Source organism: Shewanella sp. BC20, assembly GCF_003129585.1.
Classification (GTDB): Bacteria; Pseudomonadota; Gammaproteobacteria; order Enterobacterales; family Shewanellaceae; genus Shewanella; species Shewanella seohaensis.
The window spans coordinates 232,833-255,629 of sequence record NZ_NHRI01000002.1; the positions used below are offsets into that span (position 1 = coordinate 232,833).

Here is a 22,797-nt window from a genome sequence, read left to right on the forward strand (position 1 = left end):
TCCTAATCTCCATAAAGCAGACGATATCGAATAAATTCTAGATGGCGATGCTACTTAGACATTCAACATGGACCCAAATTGAGGGCTCGCCTACAGCATGTGATGTTCCCAACATTTTACGAATGTTAGAGTGTAAATGTAATGAGAATTGTTATCATTTTTGTGTATTGATAATTATTTTCAATTAAAATGCATCTCTCAAAAACAATGATGGGGAATCATGATGCAAAAAACGCTGTTAGCGACACTCATTGCGAGTTTTTTATTCGTACCAAGCACCTACGCCAGTGAAGACAAGTCCGCGACCAATATTGAGGTCATTAGTATCAAGGGGAGTCGATTAGACAAGGCTGCAACGGCAACAGGTTTACCCTTAACTCTTAGGGAAACTCCGCAATCCGTAACCATTATCGATCAAGAGTTTATTCAAAGTTTCTCACTCAATAGTGTCGCGGACTTAATGTTTTTAACCCCTGGCATTTATGCTCAAAAAGCCGAAACTAATCGCTATTTCTTTAGCTCCCGCGGAAATCCCATTACCAATTTTCAGTTTGATGGCGTGCCCGTTAACTATTCGAGTTTCTTTAATGACGCTTCAACCGACACCATATTATTCGATCGCGTAGAGGTTGTCCGTGGCGCAACCGGACTCTTAACAGGGGCGGGTGAACCATCAGCGGCAATTAACCTCATTCGCAAACGTCCTAAATCTGCGCCTAGTGGTTATGTCAGCGCCAAAGTCGGTTCATGGGATAGTTACCGTGTTGAAGGCGATGCCTCTATTGATGTGACGGATAGTGGTGCTGTGCAGGCTCGTTTTGCTGCTGCCTATGAAAAATCAGATAGTTATATTGATCTTGCCGAAGATGAAAATCTTCAAATTTATGGTGTGGTAACGGCAAGACTCAGTGACAATACCTTATTTACCCTAGGTGCTGATTACAGTGACCGCGATCCTAAAGGCTCCACTTGGGGTGGTATCCCGCTATTTTATGCGGATGGCAGCTTAGCCAATGATCTACCTCGCTCGACCACAACTGCAGCCTCTTGGTCAAGTTGGCAACGGAATGGCGCGAATGTTTTTGCCACGCTTGAACATGATTTTGATAATAATTGGGACCTTAAATTTGACGTCGAACATCGTGAAGATGAGATGGACGGCCACTTGCTGTATCTCGATGGCGCGCCGGATAAAGCGACTGGCTTAGGTATGAAATCATCGGCGATGATCTATCAATCGACCCGTAAACAAGATGCCGCACGACTATTTGCCTCAGGCCCATTTGAGCTCTTTGGCCGCGAGCATAAATTGACTGCGGGTTTATTGTATTCTAAGCAAGACACAACCGCAGATTCCTATTACCCATTGAATAGTTTAAGTATTGGTAACTTCTTCGAATGGGATGGCTCAATTACCGAGCCTAATTATCCGTCGACACCAATCTATCAAGAAGGAGAGGAAACTCAAAAGGGGGCCTATCTCGCGACCCAAATTAATTTACATGAACAATGGATGTTGTTACTGGGTGGCCGCATTAGCCAATATAAATTTGAATCAAACGCGGCTGATGACTACAACAATAGCGATGTTTTTACACCTTATGCTGGCCTGATATTCAACCTGAACGACAGTATCTCGATTTACACCAGCTATACCGAAATTTTCCAGCCACAGGATGCAAAAGACGCGAACAATAAGCGCTTAGATCCAATGACCGGAAATAATATAGAACTGGGTGCGAAAGGGGATTTCTTCGATGAGAAACTGACCGCCAGCGTTGCCGTATTTAAAGTGCAAAAAGAAAATGTAGCAGAACGTGACCCAAATTACCCCACACCTCTACCCGATGGTAGCTATCCAATGCGTGGAGTGGACGGAACCAGTAACCAAGGTTACGAAGTTGAGCTAAACGGTAAACCAACAGAAAATTGGGACCTGTTTTTCAGCTATACCTATAGTAAATCAGAAGATCAGGATGGAGCAGCTTTTAGCACTCACTTACCTAAAGATCTGGTGCGTTTATCTTCACTTTATCACTTTGATGGTGCACTCGCAGATTTAATCGTTGGCGGTAACTTAAGCTGGCAGAGTAAAATTTACAAAGATGACGCAGGTCCGAATGGTGAGCGATCTGAGCAAGACAGCTATTACCTAGTCAATCTGATGACAAGCTATCAACTGACTGATGATGCTAAAGTTCAGCTAAATATCAATAACTTATTTGATAAAAAATATTACTCCAGTATTGATTTTTACAATCAAGGTTTCTTCGGTGAACCTCGAAGGATTGAGTTAAACCTAAGCTACAACTTTTAAAAAATCTTCCCTGTAAGCTAGAGCTGTGAATGCTGTGTCTATTAAGACACGGCATTCACATCACTAAGTGATAGGAGATTAGCGAATATAAAGCCCGACATTTACTAATAATTACCTGCTTATGTCGTTTGCTTGACTCTTCCTGAACGATTCTATATAGCGGTTTAGCTTGAATGCTCAATATCGAGCAGTTTTGCGCTTAGCCTTATCGCTCCAATCCATGGCTTCCTTGCCTTTATGCATATCACTTGTATGCCAATCAGTGATTAGTAACCGACGGCTTCGCTACCCGAATGGCGTGGGTCTGAGGCACCAAAAATCCCTTGATCTGTCACCATGATAGATTGTGTGCTGCCCATGGCCGATTGCACTTTCACTTTATGGCCTTTGGCTTCGAGTAACGAAATAGTATCGCGGTTCAGGCTGCTTTCGACTCGCAGTTCATCGGGTAGCCATTGGTGGTGTACCCGCGCAGCATTACTGGCTTCGGCAATGTTTAAGCCGTGATCAATCACATTCATAATGATTTGCAGCGTGGTGGTAATGATGCGTGAACCGCCAGGGCTGCCCGTGACTAAGAAGGGTTTGCCATCTTTCATCACTATGGTGGGGCTCATTGAACTCAACGGACGTTTATTACCTTCCACCGCGTTGGCATCGCCACCCACTAGGCCATAACCGTTAGGCGTGCCGGGTTTTGCGGAAAAATCATCCATTTCGTTATTGAGTAAAATACCCGTGCCTTTGGCGACTAAACCCGAGCCGTAGCTGAAGTTTAAGGTGTAAGTGTTAGACACCGCATTGCCCCATTTATCGACCACCGAGAAGTGGGTGGTTTGGTCACTCTCATAGGGCGCTAGATTGCCGGGTTTGATTTCGGTACTGGGCGTGGTTTTGTTTAGCGCAATTTGGCTGGCGATTTTTTGGGCGTAGTCCTTATTGGTTAACTGCTTGACCGGCACCTTATAAAAATCGGGATCGCCTAAGTATTCGCTGCGATCGGCGTAGGCATGCTTCATGGTTTCGGCCATCACATGAATGGTTTGCGCTGTGTTATGGCCAAATTGATCGATAGGGAACTGCTGCAGCACATTGAGCATCTCGATAATGTGCACGCCGCCCGAGGATGGCGGTGGCATAGAAATCACCTCATATCCACGGTATTGACCACGAACGGGTTCACGCTCAACGGCCTTGTAGTGTTGTAAATCTGCTAAGGTCATGATGCCGCCAGCCTCTTGCACGGCCTTAACCAGTTTTTCTGCAGTTTCACCTTCGTAGAACCCTTTAGTGCCTTTCTCGGCGATAAGTTGCAGGGAGTGGGCGAGTTCTGGCTGTTTTAAAATATCATCTACTTGGTAGTCGCTACCGTCGGCCTTATAGAAGATGGCTGCCGTGCTTGGCCATTGACTCATGCGGCGCTTTAAGCCTGCAAGGGATACCGCCAGATCTGGGGTCACGCTAATGCCTTCCTGTGCCATTTTGATGGCGGGCGCCGTGACTTGCGCCATGGTCATAGTGCCATATTTTTCAAGGGCTAAACTCATACCCATCACAGTGCCTGGGACGCCGACAGCCAGACCATGTTCACGGCTTAATTTAGTTACCGCATCGCCATTCTCATCGAGGAATATGTCTTTTTTCGCCTTTGATGGCGCCATTTCACGGTAATCGATGGCGATGGTTTTGTTTTCTTTGGCCAGATGGACGAGCATAAAGCCACCGCCACCAATATTGCCCGCGCGGGGTAGTGTGACGGCTAAACTGAATGCGACCGCCACCGCAGCATCGACGGCATTACCGCCTTGCTTCAAAATCTCGATGCCAGTGCGGCTGGCCAGCGCTTCTTGGCTGGCGACCATACCATGTTTTGCCCATACGGGTTGTGCCGTGGCCATTTGGCTGAAAATCGAAGGCTCTTCGGCATGGAGAGTGGGCGAAGACAACAAAGGCAGTGCCATGGCGATGGCGAGAATAAGAGGTCTAAAAGTTCCTGCGCGGCGCATATTCAATCCTGAATTTATTTTCATTTTGGCTATGCAATGTGCCGAGAATTAGGCTTAATTGCAACCTTGGATCTTTGCTTAGTGTGTTTAACGGATAAGAATTCAACGAATGAGACAACTGATATTGGCCTTTGCCAGCGCGGCGCAGAGTATTGACGCTAACAGCTGGGACCGAATGATGGGGACGGACAATCCCTTCTGCCAGCATGCCTATTTACTCAGCTTAGAGCAGAGCTTGTCGGCCTGTGCCGCGACGGGCTGGCGCCCACATCATTTATGTGTGTTCGACGCCACTGGCAGTGAATTAGCACACCAATTAGCGCCTGATGCCGTCTTTATTAGCCAAAAAGATGCCGCAGATTTTATGGAATTACCCCTGTTGGCAGTGATGCCGCTTTATCAAAAATCCCACTCCTACGGCGAATACGTGTTTGATTGGGCATGGGCGCAGGCCTATGAGCGCCATGGTTTTGAATATTATCCTAAATTGTTAAATGCCATTCCGTTTACACCGGTGCAGGGGCGGCGGTTGGGGCTATCGCCTACGCTTTCGGCAGAGGATGCACAGCAGCTAAGCCGCGCCGTATTTACGTGCTTAAATGAGCAATTAGTGAACATGGATGTGCCAATGTCCTCTTGGCATTGCTTATTTGTCTCGCCTTCGCAGCAAACGCTATTTGCTGAGGCATCCAATCCCACTTCCCTTAAGCGTTTAAGCACCCAGTTCCATTGGCATAATCGTGGCTATGCAGATTTTGACACCTTTTTAGCGGCGCTCACCTCCCGTAAGCGTAAAAATATTCTTAAGGAGCGTGCCCTGCTACAGCCCTATGGTTTGCAATATGAGTTTGTCGCGGGAGCGGATATTAGCCGTGAGCAATGGCAGCATTTTATTGAATGTTATCAATTAACCTACCTTAAGCGCTCCGGCCATCGTGGCTATTTAACGCCAACATTTTTTAACATGATTGCCGAGCGGTTGGCTGAGCAAATTGTCTTGCTCGTCGTAAGTGATGCGAAAGGGCAGATGTTAGCGGGCGCGCTGTATTTTACGGGCCGCAACGAGCAAGGGCAGACATGTCTATTTGGTCGTTATTGGGGCAGTACTGTCGAGCTTGAGGGATTACACTTTGAGGCCTGTTATTATCAGGGCATTGAATACTGTATCGTCCATGGGATTGATATCTTTGATGCAGGCGCTCAGGGCGAACATAAAGTGCTGCGCGGCTTCGAGCCTGTGGCGCTTTATTCTTACCACAATATTGCTCATCCCGACTTTAAGCGAGCCATAGCGCATTTTACCGAGGAGGAAGCCGAGCAAATGGAAGTGTATATGCAGCAGATGCGCGAGGTGTTGCCCTATAAAAAGGGCTAATAACCACCATAAACGTAGAGCGTTGCGTCAACAAATACGTTGGCGCGACGCGAATGGGTCTACACAAAAGAGTGATGTACTAAGCACATATCACTCAAGACAGCATGTTTAACTAGCTCACTGCTAACCAAATGCCAACGCCAATCATAAGACTGCCGGCGATACGATTTAGCCAACGAATATTATCGCCGCGACTTAAAAATATCCTCAAACTCTTACCGCCACTGGCGTAGGCCAACATAGAAGTAAATTCTGTCACCATAATAATGCTAAGGAGGGCTAGGAGCTGCGGCGCAACCTCGCGCTCGGCATTAATAAATGGCGGTAGTAGTGACACCATAAACGCCCAACCCTTAGGGTTAGCAATGGCGGTAATAAAACCCTGTGAAATCAGCGTAAAGTTACTGGCTCTTGGGTTAGTGTCATCATCGCTAAGCATGGCCATCTTGCCTCGGGCGCGCCACATCTGTACGCCGATATAGCCTAAGTAAATGCCACCAACCCATTTAAATACCTGAAAAACCTCAGGGTAGTTAAGCATAATACTCGCCACACCCATGACCGCTGCGGTAGCGACCAAGGCAACCCCAACAAGCTCACCGAGCATCATCCACAGGGTACGGCGCACACCAATGCTCATCCCGAGCGTCATGGCGAGCGTCATACACATCCCCGGGGTGATAGAAACAAAGAAAAAGGTCGGGATAAACACTGCGAGTAAGGCAAAATCTGGCATGGTCTAAACGGTCTACTAGAAGAGTGAAGGAACGCTAGTGTAATGAAAATGAGAGAGTTAGCCAATCGGCTAAATCGCACTCTGGTAAAATCGAACTCTGGCAAAATAGCTGACTCGCCCCAGCGTCCTGTCAAATCGGCCTGAATGAGCGGGGCTAATTTTCATCGTGTTTGAAGGCATTGTTTGCTGACGTTAGCTTGGTTGGATGTAAAACCGTACAACAATTGATGCAAAAAAAGCATCGGATTTGTTGTTGCGCTTGAATTATTGATAGTCGATTGTTAGGGTTGCGTCATTATAACAAGGGTTAAATGTTGAACTTAGATGACAGAAAAGCAAAAAATGTTGGCGGGGGAAGCCTATCAAGCCTCCGATGAAACCTTAGTCGCCGAAAGAATGCGGGCTAAATTACTCTGTCATCGATTTAATCATGCCGATCCCACACAGCTTGAGGCGCGCATGGCCCACTTGCGTGAGCTACTCAATGTGCCTAGTTGTGCCCATATCGAGCCTAACTTCTTTTGTGATTACGGTTATAACATCCAAATTGGCCAGCAATTTTATGCGAATCACAACCTAACCATACTCGACGTTTGCCAAGTGACGATTGGCGACCATGTGATGTTTGGGCCCAATGTGCTGATTTCTACCGCGACCCATCCTATTGACCCCATTGCTCGTCTTACAACAGAATTTGGTAAGCCTATTCATATCGGTCACCATGTGTGGCTCGGCGGTAATGTCAGTGTGTTGCCCGGTGTCACCATTGGCGATAACTGTGTGATTGGCGCGGGCAGTGTGGTGAATAAAGATATTCCAGCCAATAGTGTGGCTGTGGGTAATCCTTGCAGGGTGATTAAGCAAATCACAGCACCTAATGCGGACTGAAGAGCAATCGTACTGGGTTTTAGGTCGCAGGGCTTTTGTCGCTGAGATTAAAGCCGTCGCCGAGTTTATGTGTAAACTTAGTTGTTCTGCCATTGGGTTAATGCCCGAAGCACAAGCTTTAATAGCGAACCAATAAACCGTTTAATTTTATGCGTTAGCGCTCTTTGAGGTTGATTACCGATTGAAGACACTTTTTTCGCCTTTATTGCCTGCAAGACAAAGCCATATCGCACTGCTGTGCGCAGGCATTATCTACTGGCTAACTGGCGCCTTAGGCCAAACGTTATTTAGCTTGCAACCTGAGAATATCACCTTGATTTGGCTGCCCTCCGGCATTGCCTTGGTGATGTTACTCATGTGGGGGCGTAAGGCATTGGCGCTGATATTCCTCGGCAGTTTTACCTTGAATTTTCAAGGCATGTTGCAACAGGATTCCCTCGGTCTTTCGCTGCTGCATACTTCGATTGCTGCGTTAAGCGATATGCTCGCGCCTGCGATGTCGATGTTGTTACTCAGACGCTTCTTGCCACAGGGTACGGGAAGTGCGAATGACTTGATGAAGTTTGTGGTGGTCGCAGGCATCATCCCCATTTTCGGCTCCAGCGCATTGTTATCCGCTAACTTAGTGCTTGGCGGTTATATTTTACCCAGCGCGTTTTGGAGTATGGGGCAAATGTTTTTCTTTGCCGATATTCTGGGCATCGTGTTGGTGTATCAGCTGTATGCCGGATGGGTGGAACCCAATGCGCTAAGCATAGCCAAAACCCGCCATATCCTTCTGCCCTTGATTGGCTTGCCAATGTTTTGTTTGGTGGGGGTTAAGTTCGATCTGGGCTGGTTATTTTATGTGATCCCGCCGCTGTTGGTTGTGCTCTCCTTTGAGGTCACGCGCTTTTACCTCGCACTGTTTAGCAGTGCCTCCATGCTGTTTATTATTTTAGCGACAGCCCAGGGCTATGGCCCGTTTATCAATGCCACGCCGTATCAAACCAATGCGGAGATGATGGCTTTTGTGTTGTCATCGGCATTAACCATTTTTGGGGTGTCGTTACAACGGGCACAGCTGCGCCGAACCGAGAGAGATAAGCAGACCGCGGTGCAAGAGGCACTCTATGATCCCTTGTCGGGGCTACTGAATCGCCGCGGCTTTATGCCACTGCTGACAAATCTTAACGGCCCGACAGTGCGTTATTCGGTCGCTATGTTGGATCTCGATAACTTTAAGATGATTAACGACACCTATGGTCACAGTGTGGGCGATAGGGTAATCCAGCTGTTGGCGCAGTTGATACACAATCATAGCCGTAGCCAAGATATTGCCGCGCGCCTAGGCGGTGAAGAGTTCGCCCTTGTGCTTAGGGATATTGATGCCGAGCAGGTGTATCCGGTGCTTGAGCGTATTCGAAAATCCTTTGCAGAGATGTCGATAGCAGCCGAGGAGCACACGATTTACTGCACTGTGAGCATTGGTTGGGTGGAGTATCAACAAGGTATCACTGGCGAGTCGTTGCTGCATTTGGCGGATAAGGCTTTGTATCAAGCCAAGGCACAGGGCAAAAACACAATTGTAAAGTATCAAGCTTAAGGACCACGCCAAGAAGCTTTGTTCGGAAGTGCGATGCTCAAGTGGATTATCTCTAAGGCAATAATCGAAAGGCTAGGCCATACGCGAAGCGTGACAAACAGCGGGTCACTATAATACATAAAAAAACGGTACGCAGTGCGTACCGTTTTTTCTTATAACATTAATGGTCGCGATTACAGCACGCCGCGGCGCATTTGGTCACGTTCAATCGATTGGAACAGGGCGGTGAAGTTACCTTCGCCAAAACCTAAGTTGTTCTTACGTTGAATGATTTCGATAAAGATCGGGCCAAACAGGTTTTTAGTGAAGATCTGTAATAAATAGCCTGACTCGTCGCCGTCCACCAAAATTTGGTGATGCTTGATACGCTCACGGTTTTCGGTCACTTGTGGGACTTTATCGAAAATGGTGTCGTAATATTCGGGAATAATATCCAAGCATTGAATCGAGCTACCTTCCATCGCATCCAAGGATTTAACGATATCACGGCTTCTAAAGGCTAAGTGTTGTACACCTGGACCATTGTATTCCTTCAGGTATTCATCGATTTGGTTCTTATCGTTGCCTTTACCTTCGTTAATCGGGATACAGAAGCTGCCATCGGGTGAGCGCAGGGCGTAAGACACCAGTGCGGTTTGTACGCCGCTGATGTCGAAGTAGCGCACTTCGGTAAAACCAAAGATGTTTTTGTAGAAGTTCGCCCAATGTTCCATGGTGCCTTTATAGACGTTATTGGTTAAATGATCTACTTCGACAAAGCCTTTTTCTTGAGTGATCACAGGCTCACTTAAGTCTTCAAAGTCAGTTGCATAGATATTGTTGTCGGCACCGAAGGTGTCGATAAAATAAATTAAGCTGTCACCAATACCATAAATGGCTGGATAAGGCAGATCCTTGGCCGAATCGGCCACAGCTTTGGCGCCGCGCTCTACCGCCACACGGTGAGCAAAGCTGGCATCTTCTACGCGCCAGCCCATAGAGCTAATAGCAGGGCCATGGGATTTGGCAAATTCTGCCGAAAACCCTTCGCGCTCATTATTGAGCAGGAAGTTAATGTCATTTTGTTTGTAGTACAAAATGTCTTTATTTTTGGCTTTTTTCAGCAGTGAAAAACCAAAGTCGATAAACACTTTGTGCATAAAATCGCTGTCGGGGCTGGCAAATTCGGTAAATTCGATACCGAGTAAGCCCAGTGGGTTGAGTTCGCTTGCCATGATCTGTTCCTCTTGATTAATTCAACACGCAGTCACTCTTTTTGCCTTGTTCGCTGTGGTGACTTACGGCTAGTTGGCTTAGTTAAGCCATTCACTCATGCTGCGGTGCAGCGTTAGTTTTCTAGCCAAGAGCGGTTGTAGTCTTTACTCATGCAATTTTGCACATGTTCGGTTAATTTCAGTGGGGCGAAGGTGTCCACCATCACTGCATATTCATAGGTTTCTTTTTTGCCAATTGAGGCTTCGGTGCGGCCGGGTTGTGGGCCGTGCGCCACCCCTTTTTGATGTAGGGTGATGTAACCGGCTTCAATCCCTGTACGACTCATAAAGTCGCCGTCGACGTAGTACAGCACTTCATCACTATCAATATTGTTGTGATAGTAAGGCGCAGGAATGGCACGCTCGTGGAAGTCATAAGGACGCGGTACAAAGTTACACACCACAAAGTTGTGGGCGGTAAACACTAAGTGGTCTGAAGGCGGTAAGTGAATTTTGCCGACTTTTGGTGCGTATTCGGTAATGTTAAATGCCCAGGGGTAAACACAGCCATCCCAACCCACAAGGTCAAAGGGATGCCACTCTAAGGTAGTCAGTTGGTACTTATCGCCAAATTTACATACCAGCGGGAAGGCGCCACGTTCAACCACGGCATCTTGCAATACGGGCGTGCGTAGATCGCGTTCACAATAGGGGGCAGACTCGAGTAACTGACCGTATTCATTACGGAAATGTTTTGGCACTTCCACCATTGAAAAGGCTTCAATCACAAATAAGCGCACATTACTGTAATCGTTGAATTTGAGCTGATGTGTGGTGCCGCGTGGGATCACTAAGTAGTCCCATTTCTTGATCTCTAGGGTGCCATATTCACTGTAGAGCGTACCTTCACCTTCATGTACAAACACCACTTCATCGGCGTAGGCATTGCGGTAAAACTCCGGCGTGTCTTGAGTCACTTTTGCGGTATAAATGGCCACATCATTGTTATAAAAGATTTTGTTGCGGGCGCTAAAGAAGTTGCCTTCGCGATCGGCTGTCCGAGAGTCCAGTTTATAGTTTTGAACTAATGAATCTTCCCATTGGGCACCGTGACCGAGGCGGTAGGGCGCCACTTCCAATGCCTTAGTCGGCATATTGTGGTGATATTTATTCGAGTAAATATTGGAAAAACCATGGGTTGAAAACAGCTCCTCACGGTATAGCTCGCCGTTTTCTTTCTCAAATGCGATATGGCGCTTATGGGGGACTTGGCCTTGTTTCACATAAAATGGCATGGTGATTCCTTCAAAGTTACGCTGCAGGCTTGCCTACACCGCGAGTCGTTATGCTGCAAGTTGCATTAGTGTGATCTTCTTATCAATTTAGTTGCTTGAATGAACAAAAAAAAGAATAATAAATCTGTTATCTCAATCTAAAAATTAGATGGTATTAACTGCTTTACGTTTCGTAGCGTTTCCGTGACATGTTAATGAAAGCTTAGGAGTCCCCATGCGCATCGATATTGATGCTTTTAATGTGCTGCAAGTGTTGGTGGAAGAGGGCAGTTTTGCCAAAGCCGCCGAGCGTTTACACAAGGCGCAATCGGCGGTCAGCTATCAGGTCAAAAAGCTGGAAGAACATTTAGGTGTGCAACTTTTTAGCCGGGACCAATACCGCGCCGAGTTGACGAGTGAAGGGCGGGTGATCTTGGCCGAGGGGCAAAGACTGTTACAACACCTTGCCAATATTGAACATCTTGCTAGTCGTTTCAGTGAAGGTTGGGAGCCTAAGCTTGAGTTAGTGATCGATGGCGCCTTGCCGATGGAGCCGATTATGACGGCACTTAAACGGATGGCAGAGCATCAAATTCCAACAAAAATTCAGCTCAACATGGAGTTTTTGGGTGGTGTGCAGCACAGATTCGAGCGTGATAATGCAGATCTGATGTTGGTTAAAGACTACCGCACTGGCCCCTATTATCACCCACAGCCACTCCCTGCGATAACCAGTGTGCTGGTGACGAGTGCTTTACATCCCTTGGCTCAACAAAAACACATCAGTTTGCCCGAGTTACAGCAGCATGTTGAGCTGACCATCGAAGATTCCTCCCCCAATAAGACTTATCGAGATGAGCTGCAATTCGGTGGCGATAAAGTGTTCTATCTTTCTGGTTTTATTATGAAAAAGAACGCCTTGTTAAAAGGGCTCGGTTTTGGTTGGTTGCCTGATTTTCTGGTTCAGGAGGAGTTATTGAGTGGTGAGCTTGTGGAGGTCGATTTTGTCGGTGGCAGTCGCTATACCTTTACTCCCCAATTAGTGTCGACCCTTGAGCGCCCCTTGGGCCGTGCTGGCAAACTCTTTACCGAATTAATCCTAGAGGAATTTGCTAAAACAGGGCAGTTTAATGGGGTGGGATTAGGTTAATCCTCTACTACTTGTCATCTTTTGAAACAACTTACTGACGCAACTTAGGGATAAAAACGATCGCCTTTTGACATTTTATGTCATAAAGTGAGTCCAATATCGTGGCACTGATGATTTCGACTCGCCACATTAATTGGACTGACAGAGTAAGGGGAAATGTATGTCTAGACGTTGCCATGAAGTGGACTATGAGATTATCGGTCACAGCATGCAGTTGGTTGAGGTCGAACTCGACCCGCATGAGACTGTGATCGCTGAAGCTGGCGCGATGAATTATCTGGAGCAGGACATTAGCTTCGAGGCCAAAATGGGTGACGGCTCCGAGCCGGAATCTGGCTTTTTTGGCAAGTTGATGGGGGCGGGTAAACGTGTGCTCACGGGTGAAAGCATCTTTATGACGCACTTTACAAACCTTGGACATCAGAAACGTAAAGTGGCGTTTGCCGCGCCCTATCCTGGGACGATTTTAGCTCTCGATCTTGCCCAGTATGGCGGAGAACTGATTTGCCAGAAAGACAGCTTCCTCGCTGCTGCCCTTGGGACGCGAGTGAGCATGAAGTTTAATCGCCGCCTAGGCACGGGCTTTTTTGGCGGTGAAGGTTTTATTCTTCAAAGCTTACAGGGCGATGGCATGGCGTTTATTCATGCGGGCGGCACCTTAATAAAGAAAGAACTCAAAGGCGAAACCTTACGTGTCGACACAGGTTGTTTAGTCGGTTTTACCCCTGGGATTGATTACGATATTGAGCGAGCAGGCTCATTGAAGTCGATGGTGTTTGGCGGAGAAGGGCTGTTTTTAGCGACCTTAACAGGCCATGGCACTGTGTGGTTGCAGAGTCTACCATTCTCGCGGATGGCAGATCGTATTATTGCTCACGCTCCCTCTGCTGGTGGGAGTGACCGCGGTGAAGGTTCAGTCCTCGGCGGACTTGGCCGCATGCTCGACGGGCGCTAACCCTAAAAGCAAAATGCGCACACTTAACTGTTTAAGTGTGCGCAGGAAGCTGTTGGTAAATTCAGATCAATAGGTGACCACATTGATAATATCGAGGATCTTACGGCTCTTTTCATCGAGCTTGATGATGGAGCCTTCGACTTCAATGCTGATTCTGCCGTCTCTGTCGATGGGGACGACAACGCGGCCGCGGTCATAAATATCGTAATCTAGGATATCGCCACGACGCAGTTTTTTCTGCCATCCAGGGGGAAGAGGCTGCCCCTTGTCGACTTTCTTTTGTAGACCAGGGGGCAGATCTTTGTCCTTCTTATCATTATCGTGCTTTGCAAAAGCCGTTATCGGGGCGACCAGACTGAGTACGACTCCACCTATCAGTGTTGCTGTTAATTTATTCATACTAGCTCCCTTAGGGAATAATGAGGTTGTTGTGTCACTCTAGGGCGTGTTGACGTTTCAGGGTTATTTTTGCAGCAGTTGGGCTGGCTTTTATGCAAGGCAAAGTCCGTGCAGTGTAGTTATTCTACATAAACGGACGATAACGCAGCAGAAACGCCAGCCAAACGCTGCCCGAAGGGTTCGTCTAGCAAGCCCTTGCTCTTTGTCACTCGTCATTTGAGTAGAATAACTACACATCATTCCTCGTTTCGCGAGCACGTGCTTGCCAGAACGAACAAAATCTAATCTCGAAACGTCAACACGCCCTAGTTTAGCTTAAATGAACTTTAGCTGAATATCTGCCCTTAGCGGGCGAGCATAAGCACGGCTTGCCATTGTTCTTCGGTTACAGGTTGAATGCTCAGCCTAGAACCTTTAGAGACTAAGTACATATCGGCCAGTTGCGGCAAACTTTTGATCAAAGTTAAGGGGATGATTTCCTTAAATTGTTTGATGAAACGAATATCCACCCTTAACCATCGTGGCTGCTGTGGATCGGACTTAGGATCAAAATATTTTGATTCGGGGTCAAAGGCCGAGCTGTCAGGATAGGCATTGGTCACGACTTCGGCAATGCCGACAATGCCGGGTACTTTGCAACTTGAGTGATAAAAGAAGACTTGATCGCCAATTTGCATCGCATCTCGCATAAAGTTACGTGCTTGGTAGTTACGGATCCCAAACCAGGCTTCGGTTTGATTGGGGCAAGCCTTAAGATCGTCGATACTAAATTCGTCGGGTTCCGATTTCATAAGCCAGTAGTTCATCTTTTATCCTTTACTGAAATAGTCATCTCATCGCGTTAATGCGTTGAGTTTATCCTAGTTTTTGTTTGCCTCACAGTTAACCGTTCTCTGATCCCCTGACGTTAAGCATTATCAGGCGCGTTAAGTCAGTGTTCAGTTAACGCAGCTTACTCTGTCGTCACTATCGAGTCTGGTATGCCTTATGCAGTTGGTGCTATGACGCCGCAAATCGATGCAAAGTTGGCAGCTTTAGGTCCCAATCCAAGCTTTATTTCAATACCCGACTTCTTATATGAGTGATGTTGAAACAGTGAGGTGTGTTATGGAAACTTCAGCAATGACCACAGACAGTGGCCTATACACTAAATACCTTAAAGATTTTACCGCAGGGGATGTGAGCCTGCACCGCGAACGCATGTTGGAATTCATCAGCGATTTAACCACTCAGGGCTGGTTACTGGCTAATTTCACCTGGGATTACTGGTATAACAACAGTTACTTAGTCGATAAACCCGCCTATATCCGTGATGCCAGTGTCGCTCAATGCCGTCTGCTATTAACCGCGATGACTCGCCTCGAAGTGTTCAGTCCAGGGGTGTTAGAGAATATGCGTCGCCAAGGGGTATTGCTGGCGATTATGGAGCGTTTGCAGCGTTTAGAGGGTTTAACCACAGATAAACAGGTGGCGTTTATTACCCGTTAATTCAGGTTTTCGAGTAACAGAATATCCTTACTCTTTAGTCTAATACCGTGCTTTTTTACTTGTGAGATGTTCCGAGGATTGGTTAGTTTGGACCATGCTAACCATAATAAAAAAGCACGGAGGCCTTAATGTCTGTTTCAACGACTCAAGCAACAAACCCACTTAAATACAGTGAGTTCCGGGGACCTAATTCCCCGGAGCTTGTTGAAAAAACCATAGGACAGTACCTTAACGATATCGCTAACACTTATCCCGAACAGTTAGCCGTTGTCGTGAATCATCAAGATATCCGTTGGAATTACCGCCAATACCTTGCACAAATTGATGCCTTGGCCACAGGCTTACTCAAACTGGGCATAGGTCCAGGGGATCGCGTGGGCATTTGGTCGCCCAATAATATTGAGTGGTGTCTAACCCAATTCGCCACCGCCAAAATTGGCGCCATCATGGTGTGCATCAACCCCGCTTATCGCCCTGAAGAATTACAATATGCCTTGACTAATGTGGGCTGTAGGGCGGTGATTTGCGCCGATAAATTCAAGTCCAGTAACTATTTACAGATGCTCTACGAGTTAGCGCCAGAGCTTAAGGTGTGCGCCGCAGGGCAATTGCAGGCCAAAGCGTTGCCCGAGTTACAATTTGTGATCCGCATGGGTGCTGAACAGTCTCCCGGCATGTTGAACTTTGATGATTTATTGCTTGAAGTGACGTCAGATGACAAGGCGGCGCTCGAGCAAATCGCCGAGTCACTTAGCCCTTATGATGCCATTAATATTCAATTTACCTCTGGCACCACGGGTAGCCCAAAGGGGGCGACCTTATCGCACCACAACATCCTGAATAATGGCTACTTAGTGGCCGAGGCAATGAAGTTTACCTGTGAAGATAAGCTCTGTATTCCAGTGCCTTTATACCATTGCTTTGGCATGGTGCTGGGTAACCTTGTGTGCCTCGCTAAGGGCGCGGCGGCGGTCTTTCCTGGGGATTCCTTCGATCCGCTGACCACCCTAGAGGTGGTTGAGCGTGAACGCTGCACCGCACTTCATGGTGTTCCAACCATGTTTATTGCCGAGTTAGAGCACCCCGAATTTAAACGCTTTGACTTAAGTTCGCTACGTACCGGTGTTATGGCGGGAGCGACTTGCCCAGAAGAAGTGATGCGCCGGGTACAAAACCTGATGTATATGCAGGAAGTGTTAATTGGGTATGGGCAAACCGAGTGCAGCCCGCTGAATCACATAACTGAAATCGACTCACCAGTTGAGAAACGTGTGCTTACCGTTGGCCGTGCTTTACCTCATACCGAAGTGAAAATCGTTGATGAGTTTGGTGAAGTGCTGCCAATCAATACGCCCGGTGAAGTCTGCAGCCGTGGCTATTGCATCATGCAGTGTTATTGGAATGATCCTGAAAAAACGGCGGCAACTATCGACAGTGAAGGCTGGCTGCATTCTGGCGATATTGGGCAAATGGATGAGCAAGGTTATGTGCAAATCGTTGGCCGTATTAAAGATATGATTATTCGCGGTGGCGAGAATATCTATCCCCGTGAAATTGAAGAGAAACTCTATACCCATAAAGATGTGCAAGATGCAGCAGTGTTTGGGGTTCATAGTGATAAATACGGCGAAGAAGTGTGCGCGTGGATCAAGGTTCGTAGTGGCGCCACGATTTCAGAGGAGGATATTCGTCATTTCCTCACCGAAAAGTTCGCCTACTTTAAAGTGCCTCGCTACATCAAGTTTGTGGAGCAATACCCGATGACTGTCACGGGCAAAATCCAGAAATTTAAAATGCGTGAGCTGATGTATCAAGAGTTATATGAGGATATTAATGCCTAGGGCGTGAAGACGTTTTGAGATGAAATCCTTCGGGCAGCGTTTAGCTAGCGTTTCTGCTGCGTTATCATCCGTTTATGTAGAATCACTACACAGCACGGACTCTGCCTTGCATAAACGTCAGCCATAACGCTGTAAAAATAACCCTAAAACGTCATTACGCCCAAGGGCATATTAAGACAAATCAACCCAAGTTCGAAAGCTTGGGTTGATGTTTAGGTGGTGACTCAAGATTATCGGCGGAGGCGCCGAATTTGATTGTCGAGCCAAGCTGCACTCTTACTTAATTGTCGCTGGCTTAGGCGCAGCCAACGTTTTGCCCAAGGATACTGAGTACTCAAGAGGGTTAGTCCTATCAGGATAAAGAGCAGTCCCGGTCCGGGTAAGAGTAAAAATATCCCTCCGACTAAGGTAAAACATGCACCTATCACGGTAATGACGGTTCGAGTCATCGCGGGGTGCATAAAATTCAACTTACTGTCTTTGAAAGAAATTGGCATATCGCGTCCCCCATGTTGACCTCATCAGGTTGGTTTCATCTTCCACTTTCAGCGCAAGAATGACGAGCAGTGAGTATCGATGCAAATTCAGTCTACTCCTATCATTTCTGCTTAAGCTAGGTTCCCGTCGGTTAAATATGTAACAAATATTCACTGTACCTTGAGGGATGGCTGATTATACTGAAAAGAGTTTAACCGATGAGCATGTGATGAATTGTTTGTTTTTCAAGCCATTAAAACAGATGATCCTTTGAGGGAGGTGTTATGATCCGCTGGTGCCCACTGATGCTCTGTTGCCTTTTCACTATGGCCAATAGCGCATTTGCCGACACGCTTAAGCTCACCTCTTTACTCTGGCCGCCTTATTCCGGTCAGCAGTTGGCACAACAGGGGGCCAGTGTCGCGGTCGCTCAAGCCGCCTTCGAGCGCATGGAGCAACAACTTGTTGTCGATTTTTATCCGTGGAGCCGAGCGATAAAATTGGCAGCCATGCCCAGCTCCGATTACATCGGCTATTTTCCAGAATATTATTTTGAAACAGACAAATTTGTTTTTTCAAAACCAATAGGGATCAGTCCATTAGGTATTGTTGAGCAAAAATCTCATCCCATTAGTTGGCATTATTTAGCCGATTTGAACCGCTATACCTTAGGGGTTGTAAAGGACTATGTGAATACCGACTCGCTGGATTTGATGATTGCTTCTGGTTCGCAGCCCGTCGAGGCCGTGACCTCCGATGAACAAAATATCAAGAAGGTGGCAGCTGGTCGCATCGATGGCGCAGTGATTGATGTCAACGTACTTTATTTCCTGTTAAAGCAACCTCATTTGCAGCCATTGGCGGATAAATTACAGGTGAATAAACAACTGCTTGCCAATAAACAGCTCTATGTTGCGTTTCGTAATACTGAGGAGGGGCGCCATTGGCGGGATGTTTTCGACCAGGGCTTAGCACAACTGGATATTGAAAGCATTATGGGGGAGTTGCTGTTTCAGGAAGAAGTAACACACCACTAAAGTGAGCTTGGCTTTGGCTTAATCTGTTGTCATAAATTTGTCGTGGTTAGCCATTAATATCGTCCTAAGGCTATGAGTCTATGCTCATTTCACTTTCTAGGATGATATGAATAACATTCCCTTCGAGTTAGATACACTATCACAACTCATTGATACTCATCATCTTAAACTCAAATATCAAGTTCTTGCAGACATTCCATTTCGGCACCAACATTTTCCGCTCTACAGTGTCGAGTTAGGCGTGACCGAACGCCCATGTCCGACCGTGTTATTCGTTGGCGGCGTGCATGGGGTTGAGCGGATTGGCTCCCAGGTGATTTTAGCTTTGCTTAACAGCCTGTTGCAGCGCCTTGCGTGGGACAAACACCTACAACAGTTGTTAACGGACATCCGCTTAGCCTTTGTCCCTGTGGTGAATCCCGTCGGATTACTGCTGGGCAGTCGCGGTAATGGCAATCAGGTCGACTTGATGCGCAACGCGCCGATAGAGTCCCGGGAAAAAGTGTCTTTTATGGTTGGAGGGCAGCGGCTCTCTTCCAAGCTGCCTTGGTTTCGTGGCCTTGGCGGCATGGAGCTTGAAACAGCAGGGCTGGTGGCCTATGTGCAACAACTGCTTAGACAAAGCACCAGTCTTATTTCACTCGATGCGCATTCTGGCTTTGGTTTGACGGATCATATCTGGTTTCCCTATGCCCACACGCGCGCATCCTTTGAAAATGCTCACTTCATTTATCACTTAAAGCAGTTATTTGAAGCGAGCTATCCCCATCATGGCCATTATCGGCTTGCGCCCCAGAGCCAGTTTTATCGCACCCATGGTGATATTTGGGATTACTTGTACCGCCAGCATCATACCCAGGATCCTCAAGCCAATATTCCATTCTTACCTTTGACCTTAGAGATGGGCTCATGGGCATGGATTAAGAAAAATCCAAGGCAAATATTCAATTTTGCGGGCTTCTTTAATCCGCAAAAAACACACAGGCACCACAGGATTTTACGCCGGCACACCGTTCTGATGCAGTTCTTGATGGAGGCGGCGTACGCACGGGAGTTAGAAGGACTGACGCCCGAACATCTCACACAACTGGCGCAGAGTGCGCAGCAGTTTTGGTATCGGGAGCGTTTTTGATGACAACGTGGGTATTACTCAGGGGCTTAATGCGCGATCAACGCCATTGGAATGGCTTTGATCAGAGATTAAGGCAAAGGGGCTGCACCGTTTTTACCCCTGACTTGCCTGGCAATGGGATCCTCACTCACCAAGTCAGCCCTTTAACTATCCCTGAATATGCCAGCTCGATATGGCAACAATTGGATGAGCATTTAGCGGGACAAGCCTTTTATCTGCTGGGCTTATCGATGGGCGGCATGCTCGCCATGGAAATGGCTAAGCAGCGCCCCGAGCAGATAAAACACGTATTTGTGCTGAATAGTAGCGCGGCTAACTTATCACCGTGGTATCAGCGATTTAATGGATTGAATGCCCTGAGTGCTTGGCTCAAACGTTGCCGCGGTCGACAGCTTAATCCTATCGAATCGACGATTGTGCGCTTAACCAGTTATCGCCATCGGCGCGATGTCGCCTTGATTGCTCGTTGGAGCCAATATCGCCAAGAGTCGACACCGCATTTTAGTAATGCGTGTCGTCAGTTGTGGGCGGCGTTTCGTTATCGCAGCCCAGCGTCTTTGCCTGTTCCTGTCAGTATTTTATCGGGTGATCGTGATGCATTAGTGAATATTCAAACCAGCAGGGCATTAGCACAACATTTTAACGTCGACTTAGTTGTCTTGGCCTATTGTGGTCATGACATCACCATAGATGCGCCAGCCAAACTGGCGCATTATCTATTCGAAATGATAAGTCTAGAACAAGGGGAAGTGAGTGAGCCATTTGCTGATTACACTGATTTACTCGATGAAGAAAGGGACTATCACGAAGCAAGATTAGTGCAATCACTGACTAACTATACATCAGCACTACCCAGTGATGCAGAGTAGTGCTGAGTGATCCGACTTAGGCTTTAGCAACTATGATTATTAGGCTTCCGCTACTGTGGTTATTACGCTTTCGCTACTATGGTTTGCCCAATCGGTGTCAGGCTTAATAGCGCCAGCTTGATATGTTGGATCCCGAAGGGGATACCAATAATCGTCACAAAGCAGGCGAGGGCATGGGCCAAATGGCCTATGGCCAACCAAATCCCAAACAGCAAGAACCAAATAATATTGCCCACCATACCAAAGGCACCTGTGCCTAAATCTTCACGTCCGGTTAAGTGACGACGATTCATTTGCTCTTGTCCAAAGGGCCAAAAGGTCAATTCGCCAATGACAAAGCAGGCGCGGCCGAAGGGAATACCGATAATACTGATAAAACACAAAATCCCCGCGAGCCACCAGGCGAGTCCCATCACAAATCCACCAAGGACAAACCAAGCAATATTGAAAATTAACCGTAAAAGTGACATTGAATACTCCTTAACACATTTTAAATCTGTGTTGGCATTACCTTGGCCAACACACAGAATCATTAATTGATACTTAAATGGAGTAAGCGAGAATTGTGCCAAAATATTTTTCCTTATTTATCAGTAAAATATTTATCTTGGTGACGGTGTGACGTTGTAAAAAATGCTAGATTTTCGCGAAAATGCTTAATAATTACGGACGATGTAGGCAAGCTCGCGGTACACTAACGGCCTTGTTTCCTTCGAGTGTATCCATGTTAGCCAAAAGCCTGCTCTCCGACAGTCCTGTAGAGTCTTTTTCCTTTGCCGGACGCGAGATATTTCTCAAACGAGACGATTTATTGCATCCTGCGTTTAGTGGCAATAAAGCGCGTAAGTTTGCCTATTTTTTAGACCATGATTTTGCTGACGTGACTAAGCTGATTGGTTATGGCTCCGCGCAGGCTAACTCGTTATATTCACTGTCAGCGCTCGCCAAGCTGAAGGGCTGGCAGTGCGATTTTTATGTGGATCATATTGCCAGCCATATCCGCACCTTGCCGACGGGTAATTATGCCGCTGCCATCGCCAATGGTACGCGTATCATTGATTTATCAAGCCTGATTGCAACCAATCCTTTTCTCCAACGTGAGCCTAATTGGACTTGCCATGACTTTATTGAGCAGCAAGTCTTGCCGGCTGAGCCTAACGCTTTGTTTATTCCCGAAGGCGGGCGCTGTCAGTATGCGCAATATGGCGTCAGTCAGTTAGCCACCGAAATAGCTGCTTGGGCCGAGTCACAGCAAATTTCCGATCTCAAGGTTTTTTTACCTGCAGGTACAGGAACAACGGCACTCTTTTTAAATCAGTATTTTGTGCGTCAGCAATTGAATATTCGCGTGCTTACCTGCGCCGTTGTCGGCGGCGATGAGTATTTAACGCAGCAGTTTTATGAGTTAAATCCCAACTCTGCTGAACATCCACAGATTTTGAATGTGGGGAAGAAATACCATTTTGGGAAACTCTATCCTGAGTTTTATGCCATGTGGCAAAGACTCAGTGCCAGCGGTGTGCAATTTGAATTACTCTACGATCCCTTAGGCTTTATTGTGTTAGAGGATTATTTACAGCGCGAGCAACATGCCTCCATCCTCTATATTCATCAGGGGGGGCTATTAGGAAATCAAACCATGTTGCCAAGATATAGACGAAAATACGGTGAGGGCGATGCAGGATAGCGTTTAGCCAACTAACTTATTACGCTTTAATATTTTGTGGGTGCGTGTGGCTATCTTTTCAAGATGTTTAAGATCTTTCAATCCCGGCGTATCGGTTGAATATTGCCAATAGCTTATTTCAGCATCCAACATTTCCAGCATTTTTTTAGAACAGCCTAAACACTCACCTTGGCACATTTGTGCTTCATCTAAGTTGAGCGGAATAACCTGTTTAATCTGGGTTATTAAGGCCAGCATAGCCGTTTTAGAATCGGGTTTTGACATAGAAAATACATTCACAAACTGAGTGAGTGATTATATTAGCAGGGGTAAATGCAGATTAATTTGATCTAGGTTAGTGGAATACACATTTGGTTCGGCACGTATCTGTGTGAGCTAGATACCGCCT

General features: G+C 46.9%; 21 protein-coding genes. 12 read left to right on the top strand and 9 right to left on the bottom strand.

Annotation, left to right across the window (positions count from 1 at the left end; all coding sequences use genetic code 11):
• Positions 1 to 223: 223 nt before the first annotated feature.
• Entirely contained in the window at positions 224 to 2,317 is a 2,094-nt protein-coding gene (locus CBX96_RS03530) for a TonB-dependent siderophore receptor (RefSeq protein ID WP_109285711.1), read from the top strand.
• 266 nt (positions 2,318 to 2,583) lie between these two features.
• Here the strand turns inward: CBX96_RS03530 and ggt are convergent, their stop codons facing one another.
• Positions 2,584 to 4,323, bottom strand: coding sequence for a gamma-glutamyltransferase (gene ggt, locus CBX96_RS03535; RefSeq protein ID WP_109285712.1), 1,740 nt, complete (start codon positions 4,321 to 4,323; stop codon positions 2,584 to 2,586).
• 109 nt (positions 4,324 to 4,432) lie between these two features.
• On the opposite strand from ggt, the gene CBX96_RS03540 reads away from it, so the two are divergent.
• Positions 4,433 to 5,698, top strand: a complete 1,266-nt coding sequence (locus tag CBX96_RS03540; RefSeq protein ID WP_109285713.1) for a GNAT family N-acetyltransferase — start codon at positions 4,433 to 4,435, stop codon at positions 5,696 to 5,698.
• Positions 5,699 to 5,810: 112 nt separating this feature from the next.
• Here CBX96_RS03540 and CBX96_RS03545 read toward each other — a convergent pair whose 3' ends face one another.
• The gene (locus tag CBX96_RS03545; RefSeq protein ID WP_011626464.1) at positions 5,811 to 6,434 is read right to left on the bottom strand and encodes a LysE family translocator; all 624 of its coding nucleotides are present in this window, start codon (positions 6,432 to 6,434) and stop codon (positions 5,811 to 5,813) included.
• A 324-nt stretch (positions 6,435 to 6,758) separates the two neighbouring features.
• On the opposite strand from CBX96_RS03545, the gene CBX96_RS03550 reads away from it, so the two are divergent.
• Entirely contained in the window at positions 6,759 to 7,322 is a 564-nt protein-coding gene (locus tag CBX96_RS03550; RefSeq protein ID WP_109285714.1) for a sugar O-acetyltransferase, read from the top strand.
• Between the two features lie 181 nt (positions 7,323 to 7,503).
• Complete coding sequence (locus tag CBX96_RS03555) at positions 7,504 to 8,907, top strand: diguanylate cyclase (RefSeq protein WP_109285715.1); 1,404 nt, start codon at positions 7,504 to 7,506, stop codon at positions 8,905 to 8,907.
• Positions 8,908 to 9,080: 173 nt separating this feature from the next.
• Here CBX96_RS03555 and hppD read toward each other — a convergent pair whose 3' ends face one another.
• Both hppD and CBX96_RS03565 read right to left on the bottom strand, forming a co-directional pair.
• A complete protein-coding gene (gene hppD, locus CBX96_RS03560; protein ID WP_011623053.1) occupies positions 9,081 to 10,121 on the bottom strand; it encodes a 4-hydroxyphenylpyruvate dioxygenase in 1,041 nt (346 codons plus the stop codon).
• Between the two features lie 113 nt (positions 10,122 to 10,234).
• Entirely contained in the window at positions 10,235 to 11,395 is a 1,161-nt protein-coding gene (locus CBX96_RS03565) for a homogentisate 1,2-dioxygenase (protein ID WP_089067590.1), read from the bottom strand.
• Between the two features lie 214 nt (positions 11,396 to 11,609).
• Between CBX96_RS03565 and CBX96_RS03570 the strand changes: the two genes are divergently transcribed.
• Positions 11,610 to 12,524 carry a LysR family transcriptional regulator gene (locus CBX96_RS03570; RefSeq protein ID WP_109285716.1) on the top strand — a complete coding sequence of 305 codons (915 nt, stop codon included), beginning with the start codon at positions 11,610 to 11,612 and terminating at the stop codon, positions 12,522 to 12,524.
• Positions 12,525 to 12,684: 160 nt separating this feature from the next.
• Positions 12,685 to 13,479 carry a TIGR00266 family protein gene (locus CBX96_RS03575; RefSeq protein ID WP_011626460.1) on the top strand — a complete coding sequence of 265 codons (795 nt, stop codon included), beginning with the start codon at positions 12,685 to 12,687 and terminating at the stop codon, positions 13,477 to 13,479.
• A gap of 66 nt (positions 13,480 to 13,545) precedes the next feature.
• On the opposite strand, the gene CBX96_RS03580 is transcribed toward CBX96_RS03575, so the two are convergent.
• A complete protein-coding gene (locus CBX96_RS03580) occupies positions 13,546 to 13,878 on the bottom strand; it encodes a hypothetical protein (RefSeq protein WP_109285717.1) in 333 nt (110 codons plus the stop codon).
• Positions 13,879 to 14,222: 344 nt separating this feature from the next.
• Entirely contained in the window at positions 14,223 to 14,684 is a 462-nt protein-coding gene (locus CBX96_RS03590; protein WP_109285718.1) for an EVE domain-containing protein, read from the bottom strand.
• 301 nt (positions 14,685 to 14,985) lie between these two features.
• Between CBX96_RS03590 and CBX96_RS03595 the strand changes: the two genes are divergently transcribed.
• Both CBX96_RS03595 and CBX96_RS03600 read left to right on the top strand, forming a co-directional pair.
• On the top strand, positions 14,986 to 15,366 hold the full coding sequence (locus CBX96_RS03595; RefSeq protein WP_109285719.1) for a DUF6508 domain-containing protein: 381 nt from the start codon (positions 14,986 to 14,988) through the stop codon (positions 15,364 to 15,366).
• A gap of 128 nt (positions 15,367 to 15,494) precedes the next feature.
• Positions 15,495 to 17,207, top strand: coding sequence for an AMP-binding protein (locus CBX96_RS03600; protein WP_109285720.1), 1,713 nt, complete (start codon positions 15,495 to 15,497; stop codon positions 17,205 to 17,207).
• A gap of 230 nt (positions 17,208 to 17,437) precedes the next feature.
• Here CBX96_RS03600 and CBX96_RS03605 read toward each other — a convergent pair whose 3' ends face one another.
• On the bottom strand, positions 17,438 to 17,704 hold the full coding sequence (locus tag CBX96_RS03605) for a PGPGW domain-containing protein (RefSeq protein WP_089067595.1): 267 nt from the start codon (positions 17,702 to 17,704) through the stop codon (positions 17,438 to 17,440).
• A 264-nt stretch (positions 17,705 to 17,968) separates the two neighbouring features.
• On the opposite strand from CBX96_RS03605, the gene CBX96_RS03610 reads away from it, so the two are divergent.
• From CBX96_RS03610 to CBX96_RS03620, 3 genes are all read left to right on the top strand, one after another.
• Positions 17,969 to 18,721, top strand: a complete 753-nt coding sequence (locus tag CBX96_RS03610) for an ABC transporter substrate-binding protein (protein WP_109285721.1) — start codon at positions 17,969 to 17,971, stop codon at positions 18,719 to 18,721.
• Between the two features lie 106 nt (positions 18,722 to 18,827).
• Entirely contained in the window at positions 18,828 to 19,853 is a 1,026-nt protein-coding gene (locus CBX96_RS03615) for a M14 family metallopeptidase (protein ID WP_089067597.1), read from the top strand.
• Positions 19,853 to 20,722 carry an alpha/beta fold hydrolase gene (locus CBX96_RS03620; RefSeq protein ID WP_109285722.1) on the top strand — a complete coding sequence of 290 codons (870 nt, stop codon included), beginning with the start codon at positions 19,853 to 19,855 and terminating at the stop codon, positions 20,720 to 20,722. Before CBX96_RS03615 ends, CBX96_RS03620 begins: the two co-directional genes overlap by 1 nt.
• Positions 20,723 to 20,784: 62 nt before the next feature.
• On the opposite strand, the gene CBX96_RS03625 is transcribed toward CBX96_RS03620, so the two are convergent.
• On the bottom strand, positions 20,785 to 21,192 hold the full coding sequence (locus CBX96_RS03625) for a YccF domain-containing protein (RefSeq protein WP_011626453.1): 408 nt from the start codon (positions 21,190 to 21,192) through the stop codon (positions 20,785 to 20,787).
• Positions 21,193 to 21,461: 269 nt separating this feature from the next.
• Here CBX96_RS03625 and CBX96_RS03630 point away from each other — a divergent pair, with 269 nt between their 5' ends.
• On the top strand, positions 21,462 to 22,409 hold the full coding sequence (locus CBX96_RS03630; RefSeq protein ID WP_109285819.1) for a 1-aminocyclopropane-1-carboxylate deaminase/D-cysteine desulfhydrase: 948 nt from the start codon (positions 21,462 to 21,464) through the stop codon (positions 22,407 to 22,409).
• A gap of 3 nt (positions 22,410 to 22,412) precedes the next feature.
• Here the strand turns inward: CBX96_RS03630 and CBX96_RS03635 are convergent, their stop codons facing one another.
• Entirely contained in the window at positions 22,413 to 22,673 is a 261-nt protein-coding gene (locus CBX96_RS03635; RefSeq protein WP_109285723.1) for a hypothetical protein, read from the bottom strand.
• Between the last annotated feature and the right edge of the window lie 124 nt (positions 22,674 to 22,797).